The 11927-nt window shown below is 30.7% G+C and carries 9 protein-coding genes; 7 read left to right on the top strand and 2 right to left on the bottom strand.

Annotated elements, in window-relative coordinates; all coding sequences use genetic code 11:
* Nucleotides 1–41 precede the first annotated feature (41 nt).
* Nucleotides 42–602, top strand: coding sequence for a DJ-1 family glyoxalase III (locus Q0V24_RS01165; protein WP_297517720.1), 561 nt, complete (start codon nt 42–44; stop codon nt 600–602).
* A gap of 43 nt (nt 603–645) precedes the next feature.
* Here Q0V24_RS01165 and Q0V24_RS01160 read toward each other — a convergent pair whose 3' ends face one another.
* Nucleotides 646–1347 carry an NAD(P)H-dependent oxidoreductase gene (locus tag Q0V24_RS01160; RefSeq protein WP_297517717.1) on the bottom strand — a complete coding sequence of 234 codons (702 nt, stop codon included), beginning with the start codon at nt 1345–1347 and terminating at the stop codon, nt 646–648.
* A gap of 244 nt (nt 1348–1591) precedes the next feature.
* Between Q0V24_RS01160 and Q0V24_RS01155 the strand changes: the two genes are divergently transcribed.
* The 4 genes from Q0V24_RS01155 to recJ all read left to right on the top strand — a co-directional run bounded on the left by Q0V24_RS01155 (nt 1592) and on the right by recJ (nt 6540).
* Nucleotides 1592–1906 (top strand): hypothetical protein, encoded by a 315-nt coding sequence (locus Q0V24_RS01155; protein WP_297517714.1) that lies wholly within the window; start codon nt 1592–1594, stop codon nt 1904–1906.
* Nucleotides 1907–2240: 334 nt separating this feature from the next.
* Nucleotides 2241–3425, top strand: coding sequence for a cyclopropane-fatty-acyl-phospholipid synthase family protein (locus Q0V24_RS01150; protein ID WP_297517711.1), 1185 nt, complete (start codon nt 2241–2243; stop codon nt 3423–3425).
* An 86-nt stretch (nt 3426–3511) separates the two neighbouring features.
* Entirely contained in the window at nt 3512–4726 is a 1215-nt protein-coding gene (locus tag Q0V24_RS01145; RefSeq protein WP_297517708.1) for a pitrilysin family protein, read from the top strand.
* 23 nt (nt 4727–4749) lie between these two features.
* A complete protein-coding gene (recJ, locus tag Q0V24_RS01140) occupies nt 4750–6540 on the top strand; it encodes a single-stranded-DNA-specific exonuclease RecJ (protein WP_297517705.1) in 1791 nt (596 codons plus the stop codon).
* A 40-nt stretch (nt 6541–6580) separates the two neighbouring features.
* Here recJ and Q0V24_RS01135 read toward each other — a convergent pair whose 3' ends face one another.
* On the bottom strand, nt 6581–6763 hold the full coding sequence (locus Q0V24_RS01135) for an alpha/beta-type small acid-soluble spore protein (RefSeq protein WP_297517704.1): 183 nt from the start codon (nt 6761–6763) through the stop codon (nt 6581–6583).
* A 170-nt stretch (nt 6764–6933) separates the two neighbouring features.
* On the opposite strand from Q0V24_RS01135, the gene Q0V24_RS01130 reads away from it, so the two are divergent.
* Together Q0V24_RS01130 and nifJ are read left to right on the top strand one after the other, a co-directional pair.
* Complete coding sequence (locus Q0V24_RS01130; RefSeq protein ID WP_297517702.1) at nt 6934–8004, top strand: undecaprenyldiphospho-muramoylpentapeptide beta-N-acetylglucosaminyltransferase; 1071 nt, start codon at nt 6934–6936, stop codon at nt 8002–8004.
* A 336-nt stretch (nt 8005–8340) separates the two neighbouring features.
* Entirely contained in the window at nt 8341–11877 is a 3537-nt protein-coding gene (nifJ, locus tag Q0V24_RS01125; RefSeq protein WP_297517700.1) for a pyruvate:ferredoxin (flavodoxin) oxidoreductase, read from the top strand.
* The last annotated feature ends 50 nt before the right edge of the window (nt 11878–11927 follow it).

Below are 11927 nucleotides of genomic sequence, written 5' to 3'. Positions count from 1 at the left end.
GAGCAATTGCTCCCTTTTTTAGAATAAGGAGGTAATTGAAGATGAAAAAAGTTTTAATTATGTTAGCACAAGGGTTTGAAACATTAGAGGCTTTGTCAGTTAAAGATATTTGTGTTAGAGCAAATGTTCAGTGCGATTTATGTGGAGTAACTGAAAAAATAGTTACAAGTTCACATGGAATTAAAGTTGAGGCGGATGTTTATTTTGAGGATGGAGCATTTGATGATTACGATGCAATAGTCATTCCAGGTGGGATGCCAGGGGCAAAAAATCTTAAAGAAAATATTAGAGTTATAGAACTTATTAAAGATTATTATGCCACAGGGAAAATAGTAGCATCTATATGTGCAGGACCAATAGCACTTGCTAAGGCAGGGATATTAAGTGGTAGAAATGTCACTTCATATCCAGGGTATGAAGAAGAACTTGGAAATGTTATATACAAGGAAGAAGTTGTAGTTGTAGATGAGAATATCATTACAAGTAGAGGTCCAGCAACTGCTTTAGAGTTTTCATATGAGATATTAAAGGGACTAGGATATGAAGCGAAAGCAGAGCAGATAAAAGAAGCAATGCTTGTAAATTTCTATTTAAGTAAATAATTAATTTAAGCAGACTGTATTTAAAATGTACAGTCTGCTTTTTTTAGTTCCAAGGTTTTATTTTATCAAGCCAGCCTTTTTCACGCCAATAGTTTGTATCAACTTCAGTAAAACTTCCTTTTTTATGAAGAGTTTTACTTACATAAAAAAAGGTTTTAACTTTAATAGGAGGAACTAATTTTTTTGTAGTATTATTTTTGATTTTATTAGAAAGTTTTAAGACATCTTTTTTTATTTTAAGTTTAAGTTCATCACTTACATCTTTCCATGAACTTGCATATACATTAGTACCATAGGTGTGACTTTTCCCAATTCCCATAAAGAAAAAACTATCTAACATATCTTTATTTGTAGATTTACATCCTCCACCAGCAGCGGTTGAAATAGCAAGAGCTTGTTTTTTAAACATAAGTTCACTTGGTCTATGAACGATTGCCCTATAGGCTAAATGGTCTAAGAAAGACTTCATAGCCCCGGTTACATGACAGACATAAACAGGTGATGAGAAAATGATTAAATCTGCTTCATCAAGTGCTTTTATTATAGGATTTATAAATTTATAGTCAGGACAGTTAGTATTATCATTAAAGCATCTAAAACATCCCCTGCAAAAATTAGGACAATCTCTAGGCAAGAAAAATTCTTTTATATATGATTTTTCAGTAGCTAAATTATCAATAAATTGTTTTGTTATATTATAGGTACTGCTTTGCCTCATAGAACCATACACCACGGTTATTTTCATAAGTAATCCTCCTAAAATGTTTATAGTAAAATATCTATTCTTAAAATAAAAAAAATAGAAGTATAAAAAAGTTATTATATAAAAAAGAGTGTTCAAATATTTATTAGAATAAGAAGAATTAAAATATAAAAATCAACACATACTAATCATATAAAATTGTAAATGAGGAATTATATTGAAAATATTTTTAGTTGGAATTAGTATTCTTCTTATGAACTTCAATTTAGGAGGGAGTATAGATACTATGAAGAAGGCAGATTATCCAATATTTCTAGGTGTGGTAGAAAGAGTGGATAAGGAAGAAGGAAACAAGGGATATAAAGTATTAGTTGATGGATATATAAAAGGAGGTGTTATAAAAAAAGAAAAAATAGTTGCAATAGTCTCAAAAGATACTAAAATAAAAGTTTTAGGTTTAGAGGATAGTAGCATAACTAAATTAAGGCGTGGTGATAATGTATTTATTGAGTTTTCACAAGCAATGACATTTTCAATTCCCCCTCAAAGTTTTGCAAGAAAAGTAGAAGTTTATAAAAAGCCAAGTTATACAAAGCTTTGAAATAAATAATAATTATTCTTTTTAGAGAATCAAATATATTGATTTCATAAATATAAGAGATATATTATCTGAAAATCATAATACTTTGATAATAAAACAATTGAAATAAAATTATATCACCAAATTAATTGTAATTTAATTGCTTATGGATATAATATTAAGTAAATCAGAGTAAATTAGAGATAGTATGGAATAAAAAGCTATAAAGAAAGATTAAGGCTAAATATGTTAATTAAGCAATAATTACAAAAGGGAGTATAATAGAATTTATGAATTAATTATTAAGAAATTAATAACTAATAAAAAACAAAAGAGATTGGATGAGGTGAACTAAATGGCTTTAGATAAAATGTTAGTAAAACAGTTTACTAAAAAATTAAGTGATAAGACTTTCACTGTGAAATTTTGGGATGGAGAAGAGCATAAAGTAGGAGAAGGTGAGTCAGCTTTCAACCTTGTAATTAATAAATTTCCAAGTAAAAGAGATTTATTAGCTGATGCTAGTTTAGCATTAGGAGAAGCTTATATGGCTGGAGATATTGATATCGAAGGAAATATCCAAGAAGCTGTAGAGAGTATGATGAGAAATACTAGTAGTTTCTTCAATGATAGCAAACTTCTAAAAGTTGTTGGTATTATAAAAGCTGCTGCAAAAGTTAAAGCAAAAGAAAACATAGCACATCACTATGACATAGGAAATGATTTCTATAAATTATGGTTAGATGAGACAATGAGTTATTCATGTGGATACTTCAAAAATGAAGATGATACATTATACGAAGCTCAAATGAACAAAATTCACCATATCTTAAAGAAATTAAACCTTAAAGAAGGACAGACACTTCTTGATATTGGATGTGGATGGGGATACCTTTTAATTGAAGCTGCTAAGCTTTATAAAGTTAAGGGTGTTGGTATTACATTAAGTGAAGAGCAATGCAAGGAAGCTAATGCTAGAATTAAGAAATTAGGATTAGAAGATTTAATCGAAGTTAAAATAATGGATTACAGAGATTTACAAAAGAGTAAATTAGAGTTTGATAGAGTTGTAAGTGTAGGTATGGCAGAGCACGTTGGGGCTTCAAATATCCCATTATACTTTGATAACATAAGTGCTGTTCTTAAAGAAGGTGGAGTATGTCTTGTACATAACATCACTAACCTTCTAGAAACAGAGGGTAATAAGTGGATTACTACTTACATATTCCCAGGCGGATATGTTCCAACAGTAAGAGAAGAGTTATTCCAAGCTGCTGAGCATGGATTCTATACTCAAGATGTTGAAAGTTTAAGACTTCATTACATGAAGACTTTAATGCACTGGACAGAAGGATTTGAAGCAAACATAGAGAAAGAAAAAGAAATGTTTGATGAAAGATTCTTAAGAATGTGGAGAATGTACTTAAATTCATGTGCTGCTGCATTCCATTATGGTGGAATTGATGTTCACCAAATGGTATTCACAAAAGGAATTAACAATGAAATTCCTAGGACAAGAAAATACATGTACGAAGATTAAGAATATACTAGACTGCCTTTTTGGGCAGTCTTTTTTTTATAAAAGTGATATTATATAAGTAGACTAGATGTTTGGAGGCGTTTTTATTGAAGTTAGAAGTTTTTGAAAATGGAGTTAGATTTCTATATAAGTTCAAAGAAGGTGTTCATACATCATTTTGTATAGGACTTGAAGCGGGAGCAAATAGAGAAGATATGGGGAATATAGGTGTTGCACATGCACTTGAACATATATTATATAAAGGAACTAAAAAGTATAATGAGATGCAAATAAATAAAAAGTTAGATAATTTATTTGCTATGAATAATGCAATGACTAATTATCCCTATGTAATATTTTATGGGGTGAGTTCAAAGGATGATTTTAAGGAAGGGTTTGATTTATATAGCGATATAGTTTTAGAACCTTCATTTACAGAAGATGGTTTTAAGGAAGAACTTTCTGTTATTAAAGAAGAATCTAGAGAATGGAGTGATGACTCAGAACAATATTGTGAAGATTTGCTTTTAGAGAGTACTTTTAAGAACGAGAGAATAAATAGAATAATAATAGGAACAGAACAATATATAGAAAATATAAATATAAAAAAGCTTAAAGATTTTTATAATAAATTTTATGTTAGTGAAAATATGACTGTATCTTTTGTAGGTTCACTTAGTTATGAGGAAGCTAGAGAGGTTGTTTATAATAGATTCGGAAGATTGGTTAAAAGGTCAGTTGAAAGCATGAATTTTGAAAGAAAAGAATTTAATAGTGGGATTTATAAGGAGTTTAAGCTGAAAACAGATTCAACTAAAATTCAGGTAGCGTATGATTTAAGTAATTTAACATTAGAAGAGATTACTTTATTAAGAATATTCAATATGTATTTTGGAGAAGGGGTTAGCTCAGTTTTATATGATGAGATAAGAACTAAAAGAGGACTTTCGTATGAGGTTTATAGTGAGGTTAAGTGGGAAAAAAGTATAGAAATATTTAAGATAGCTATTAATACATCTAACAAACATAGAAATGAAGTTTTAAAGGCTATTTCAGATATTGAAGATAATTTATTAGCAATGCTAGATAAGTTAAAGCTAAGTGATGTTAAACATCTTGTGAAAAGATATAAATTAAAGTTATCACTTGATATTGAAAGAGGTATACTTTTAGCAAATAGAAGTACTATATATGATGTTATGTTTAATGAACCAAATTATATTCAAAAGGAATTAGATTTTGATGATAATATAGATTTAGATAAATTTAAAGAATTGATTTTATCTGTTTTTGAAAAGAAAGCATTAATGATTTTAGAATAAAATATAGATATGGAGAGGATATTGTGAGAGAAGAGAAATGGATGTTAAAGTCTGGAATGAGAAATACTAAAAAAACAACTTATTTTATGGAAAGTTTAGGTGTAGATAGATTAACTGCAATAATGTTAGTTAATAGAGATATAGAAACATTAGAAGAGGCAAATATATTTTTAAATGGGTCACTTGATAATCTTTTTGATTCATATTTAATGAAGGATATGAAAAAGTCAGTAGAAAGAATTAAGAAAGCTATTCAAGATGGTGAGAAGATAACTATTTATGGAGATTATGATTGTGATGGGGTATCTAGTACAAGTATATTAATAAAAGCATTTACAAGATGTGGTGCTAATTTTAATTATCATATTCCAGATAGAGAATCTGAGGGATATGGAATGAATTGTGAAAGGGTTAAAAAACTTGCTAAACAAGGAACAGGTCTTATAGTAACTTGCGATAATGGAATTGCAGCATTTGATGAAATTAAATTAGCAAAAGAACTTGGGATGACTGTAATTCTTACAGACCACCATGATATACAATTGATAGAAAATGAAGCTGGTAATAAGGTATTTGCAGTGCCAGATGCTTACTCAGTAGTTAATCCACACCAACATGACTGTACATACCCATTTGAGTTGTTGTGTGGTGCAGGAATAGCTTTTAAACTTTCAATTGCACTTTATGAAGAATTAGGAATTGAAAGAGAAGAAGCACTAGAACTTGTAGAAATATGTGCAATAGCAACAGTTTGCGATGTTGTTGATTTAAGAAGTGAAAATAGAGCTATTGTAAAGGCTGGATTAAAAAAACTTAACGATAGTAATAATATAGGTATTAATGCTCTTAAAAAGGCTTGTGATTTAGAAGGGAAGGAAATAACAGCTTATCATTTAGGCTTTGTTATAGGACCTTGTATTAATGCTACAGGTAGACTTGAAACAGCAAACTTATCAGTAGACCTTTTAACTGCCACAAATAAAGAAAAAGCTGAAAAACTTGCAAAAGATTTAGTTTCTCTTAATGAAAGAAGAAAAGAGCTTACAGCACAGAGTGTTGAAGACGTTATAGAACAGATAGAGAAGGATAAGTTATATAATGATAAGGTAATTTTAGTTTATAATCCTAATATACATGAGAGTATAGCAGGAATAGTTGCGGGAAGAGTTAAGGAAAAATATAATCTTCCAACAATAGTTATGACTAAGGGTAAAGAAATGCCAAAAGGGTCAGCAAGGTCTATAGAAGAGTATAATATGTTTGAAGAACTTACAAAGTGTAAAGAGCTTATGCCAAAGTTTGGAGGGCATCCAATGGCAGCAGGACTTTCATCACCAGAAGAAAATTTACCTTTACTTAGAAAAAAATTAAATGATAATTGTACTCTTACAGATGAAGAGTTAAAACCTAAAGTGAAAATAGATGTAGCGCTTAATCTTAATTATGTTGATGAAAAGCTAATAGCTAAAATAGGTGCATTAGAGCCATTTGGAAAAGGAAATGCAACACCTGTTATAGCAGCTAAGAATGTGAATGTAAGAAGCTTTAGAACTATTGGCTTAGAAAAAAATCATATTAAATTTGAATGTGTTATTCCAGAAAATAATATGAGAATAGATGCCCTGTTGTTTAATAAGGCAGAAGAATTTAAAGAAGTTTTTGATGATAAGTATGGAATGGGCAAATTTGAACAGGTATCAAATGGAACATTATTTAAATTTAATATAGATGCAATTTATAAGCCAAGTGTAAATGAGTTTAATGGAAGAAAGAGTATGCAAATTATAATAAATAATATAAGATTATCAGAATAAAAAGTAAAAGGAGTCTATAATGACTCCTTTAAAATATTTCTTATTTTAAATTTCTTTCATATGATTCAACCATTTTTTTGACCATTTCACCACCAACAGAGCCACATTCCCTTGCAGTTAGATGTCCATTGTAGTCAGTGAAATGAATTCCGAGTTCTTTTGCGACCTCGATTTTGAATTTTGATAAAGCATCATTACAATCGGGCACTAATTTTTTAGACATTAAGAATTCCTCCTTTAAGCTATACAAATTGTGTTTCTATGAGATTAGTTTGTCCATAAAGAAATGACAATATAACATAAAATTAAAGGGATTATAGGAATTAATATCAATTTGCACTATAATATAAAAAGTTAGACTTTTAAAAAAGTACTTTTAAGGAGTGAAAAAATTTGAGTAAATATAAGATTATAATGACAGGTGGAGGTTCAGCAGGACATGTTACACCTAATATAGCATTAATGCCAAAACTTAGAGAGCTTGGATTTGAAATAAAATATATAGGTAGTAAAAAAGGGATTGAAAAAGAAATAATAGCAAAAGAAGGTCTTCCATACTTTCAGATATCATCTGGAAAAGTTAGAAGATATTTTGATATTAAGAATTTTACAGACCCTCTTAAAGTTGTAAAAGGAATTGGAGATGCACTTAAAATACTTGGAAAAGAGAAGCCAGATGTAGTATTTTCAAAGGGTGGATTTGTAACAGTACCTGTAATTATAGCAGCCTCAATGAAAAAAATACCAGTAGTTTCACATGAATCAGATTTTACACCAGGACTTGCAAATAAACTTGCTATGCCATTTTGTGATAAATTATGTGTTACTTTCCCAGAGAGTTTAAAGCATGTAAAAGGTGATAATGGAGTACTAACAGGAACACCTATAAGAGAAGAACTTTTACAAGGGGATAGAGAAAAGGGAAGAGAATTCTGTAATTTTGAAAAGAAAAAACCAACATTACTTATAATTGGTGGAAGCCTTGGTTCAAAGATTATAAATGATTCTATAAGAGGAAATTTAGAAAATTTATTAATTGGGTTTAATATAATACATCTTTGTGGGAAGAATAATTTAGAGGAATCTTTAAAAGGCAGAGAAGGATATCTACAATTTGAATATATATCAGATGAATTACCAGATTTAATGGCATATACAGATTTTGTTGTTTCAAGAGCTGGTGCAAATGCAATATTTGAGCTTGTAGCACTTAAAAAACCACATATATTAATACCGTTATCAGCTAAAGCATCAAGAGGAGATCAGGTTTTAAATGCTCAGTCATTTAAAAAATCAGGTTATTCTATGGTTATTGAAGAAGAAGAGTTAACTAAGGAAGTCTTAGAAGAAAAATTAAAAGAACTTTATAGAAATAAAAACCTCTATATTGATAATATGGCTAAAGGTGGCCAAGGAAACGGAATAGATAATATTATAAAAGTTATACAACAAGCTGTTAAATAACTTCATAGATTTTTAACAAATAATAATTATCTACAAAAAATAAATATTTATTAAAAAACAAAGGAAAAGTAAATAAGTAATAAATAACTAGAGTATAGAGGGGATAATCTTTGTATTTGGCATTTGATAAATATACCTTTAAAGATATATATTTATATTAAGGTAAAATTCTGTTTATATTTAGGGAATACTCAAAAGTGAATGAATTCATTAATAATACATAGTTGTGTGGTATTTTAATTTTGAGTAAAATTTATAAATAGGATTTAAACAAAAGATTACTTAAATGAACTAGTTATTATGTTATTTAAAGTTTAAGAAAGAGGTGTCGTCAAAATGGTAAAAAGAAAAATGAAAACTATGGATGGATGTACAGCAGCTGCACACGTTGCCTATGCTTATACTGATGTGGCAGCAATTTACCCTATAACACCTTCATCACCTATGGCAGAGCATGTAGATGAGTGGAGTGCAAAAGGACAAAAAAATATATTTGGAGATTCAGTTAAGGTTGTAGAAATGCAATCAGAAGCAGGAGCAGCAGGAGCAGTTCATGGTTCACTTCAAGCAGGAGCTTTAACAACAACATTTACAGCATCACAAGGGTTACTTCTTATGGTACCTAATATGTATAAAATAGCTGGAGAATTATTACCATGTGTATTCCACGTTTCAGCTAGAGCTTTAGCAGCATCATCATTAAGTATATTTGGTGATCACCAAGATGTTATGGCAGCTAGACAAACTGGATTTGCAATGCTTGCAGAAGGGTCAGTACAAGAAGTTATGGACCTTTCACCAGTAGCTCACCTTGCAACATTAAAATCAAGAATTCCTTTTATTAACTTCTTTGATGGATTTAGAACATCACATGAAATTCAAAAAGTAGAAGTTTTAGAGTATGATGAACTTAAAAATATGTTAGACATGAGTTTAGTTGATAACTTTAGAAATAAAGCTTTAAATCCTAATAATCCTGTGACTCGAGGAACAGCACAAAATCCTGATATCTACTTCCAAGGAAGAGAATCAGTTAATAGATTTTATAATGAACTTCCAGAAATAGTAGAAGGATACATGAAAGAAATCACAAAACTTACTGGTAGAGAATATAATTGTTTCGATTACTATGGAGCACCAGATGCTGATAGAATAATCGTTGGAATGGGTTCACTTACAGAATTAGTTGAAGAGACTGTTGATTATTTAAATGCAAATGGAGAAAAAGTTGGTCTTGTTAAAGTAAGATTATTTAGACCATTCTCAATAGAAAGATTAAAGAAAGCTATACCAAGCTCAGTTAAGAGCATAGCTGTTTTAGATAGAACAAAAGAACCAGGTTCAGCAGCAGAGCCATTACTTCTTGATGTAAGAAATGCTTTCTATGGACAAGAAAATGCGCCTAAAATTGTTGGTGGTAGATTTGGTCTTGGATCAAAAGATACATTACCAAAAGATATAATAGCTGTATATGAAAATCTTCAAAAGGAAAATTCAAAAGATGGATTCACATTATCTATAGTAGATGATGTAACAAATACATCACTTGAAGTTCCAGAATGGGCAGAGTCAGTTAACACAATTCCAGAGGGAATTAAATCATGTAAATTCTGGGGACTTGGTTCAGATGGTACTGTTGGAGCAAACAAAAGTGCTATTAAAATCATAGGTGACCACACAGACATGTATGCTCAAGGTTACTTTGCATATGATTCTAAGAAATCAGGTGGAATAACAGTTTCTCACTTAAGATTTGGAGATAAAAAAATAAAATCACCTTACCTTATAAATCAAGCTGATTTTATTGCTTGTCATAACCAATCATATGTTAAGAAATATGATGTTTTAGAAGGACTTAAAAAGGATGGAACATTCTTATTAAATACAATTTGGACACCAGAGCAAGTAGAAGCTAAGTTACCAGCAGCATATAAAAGATATATAGCTGAAAATAACATTAAGTTCTACACTTTAAATGCTGTTAAGATAGCACAAGAAGTTGGTCTTGGTGGAAGAATAAACATGATAATGCAATCAGCTTTCTTTAAGCTTGCAAATATCATTCCAGTTGAAGAAGCAGTTAACTTCTTAAAAGAAGCAGTAGTTACTTCATATGGTAAAAAAGGTCAAAAAGTATTAGATATGAACTTTACAGCTATTGATAAAGGAATTGATTCAATTGTTGAGATAGAAGTTAAAGATTCATGGAAAAATGCAGAAGATAAAAAAGTATTAAGTTTAGAGAGCAAAGCTAAACCAGCATTTATTACTGATATAGTTGAGCCAATAAACAACTTACAAGGAGATAAGCTTCCAGTTTCAGCATTCAAAGGCTATGAAGATGGTACATTTGAGTCAGGAACAGCTTATTATGAAAAAAGAGCAATCGGAGTTAATGTACCAGAATGGGTTGAAGATAAATGTATTCAATGTAACCAGTGTGCGTATGTTTGCCCACATGCTACAATAAGACCAGTTCTTATGACAGATGAAGAAGTTTCAAATGCTCCAGAAAATACTAAGTCAATAGTGGCTAAAGGTATTAAAACTGAGGCTCCAATGAACTTTACAATCACAATAAGTCCATTAGATTGTACAGGATGTGGAAACTGTGCTCAGGTTTGTCCAGCACCAGGTAAAGCATTAGTTATGAAACCTCAAGCATCACAAGTAGAGCAAACACCAGTTTGGGATTATTGTGTAGATGAAGTTTCAATTAAGCCTAACCCAATGAAGAAAACTACAGTTAAAGGTAGTCAATTCGAAGTGCCTCTTCTTGAGTTCTCAGGAGCTTGTGCAGGTTGTGGAGAAACACCTTACGCGAAGCTTATAACTCAATTATATGGTGATAGAATGATGATAGCGAATGCTACAGGATGTTCATCAATATGGGGAGCATCAGCACCAGCAACACCTTATACAAAGAATAGAAAAGGTCAAGGACCAGCATGGGCTAACTCATTATTTGAAGATAATGCTGAGTTTGGATTTGGAATGTTTACTGGTACAACAGCTATAAGAAACAGTCTTAAAACTAAGATAGAAGTTCTTATGGAAACAGTATCAGCTGATGATAAAGAAATACTAAATGACTGGGTTGATAATATATATAACGGAGATGCTACTAGAGATAGAGCAGACAATGTTGTTGCAGTATTAGAAGCTAATAACAGTGAACTTGCGAAAAAAATATTAGCAGAAAAAGATTATCTTACTAAGAGATCACAATGGATCTTTGGTGGAGATGGATGGGCTTATGACATCGGATACGGTGGAGTAGATCATGTTCTTGCTTCAGGAGAAGATGTAAATATATTTGTATTTGATACAGAAATTTACTCAAATACAGGTGGTCAAAGTTCTAAGTCAACACCTACAGCTGCAATCGCTAAGTTTGCATCATCAGGGAAAAGAACTAAGAAAAAAGATCTTGGTATGATGGCAATGAGTTATGGTTATGTTTATGTAGCACAAATTTCTATGGGTGGGGATAAGAACCAAGTTCTTAAAGCTATCGCAGAAGCAGAAGCATATAAAGGACCATCACTAATAATTGCTTACTCACCATGTATCAGTCATGGAATTAAAGCTGGTATGAGTAATATATATGTAGAAGGAAAAGCAGCAGTTGATTGTGGATACTGGGCACTATATAGATTCAATCCAACACTTAGAGAGCAAGGTAAAAATCCATTTACACTTGACTCAAAAGAACCAAAAGGTGATTTTAGAGAATTCTTATTAGGAGAAGTAAGATATGCTTCACTTCTTAAGGCATTCCCAGATCACGCAGAAGAATTATTTGAGAAGACAGAAAAAGATGCATTAGAAAGATATGCAGGATATAAAAGACTTGCAAATCAAGAATATTAAGATGAAATAAAGGTGGGGAGCTAAGAATTATCTTAGCTCCTTATTTTGAG

It is taken from the genome of uncultured Clostridium sp., assembly GCF_947039605.1.
Taxonomy (GTDB): Bacteria; Bacillota; Clostridia; order Clostridiales; family Clostridiaceae; genus Sarcina.
The sequence above is the reverse complement of the archived record's forward strand: the minus strand, read 5'-3'. Positions and strand labels throughout refer to the sequence as shown.

What these genes read in the sequence shown, in the direction of transcription:
- Q0V24_RS01165 (WP_297517720.1), top strand. Translation starts at nt 42, where the DNA reads ATGAAAAAAGTTTTAATTATGTTAGCACAAGGGTTTGAAACATTAGAG.
- Q0V24_RS01160 (WP_297517717.1), bottom strand. Translation starts at nt 1,347, where the DNA reads ATGAAAATAACCGTGGTGTATGGTTCTATGAGGCAAAGCAGTACCTAT.
- Q0V24_RS01155 (WP_297517714.1), top strand. Translation starts at nt 1,592, where the DNA reads ATGAAGAAGGCAGATTATCCAATATTTCTAGGTGTGGTAGAAAGAGTG.
- Q0V24_RS01150 (WP_297517711.1), top strand. Translation starts at nt 2,241, where the DNA reads ATGGCTTTAGATAAAATGTTAGTAAAACAGTTTACTAAAAAATTAAGT.
- Q0V24_RS01135 (WP_297517704.1), bottom strand. Translation starts at nt 6,763, where the DNA reads ATGTCTAAAAAATTAGTGCCCGATTGTAATGATGCTTTATCAAAATTC.
- nifJ (WP_297517700.1), top strand. Translation starts at nt 8,341, where the DNA reads ATGGTAAAAAGAAAAATGAAAACTATGGATGGATGTACAGCAGCTGCA.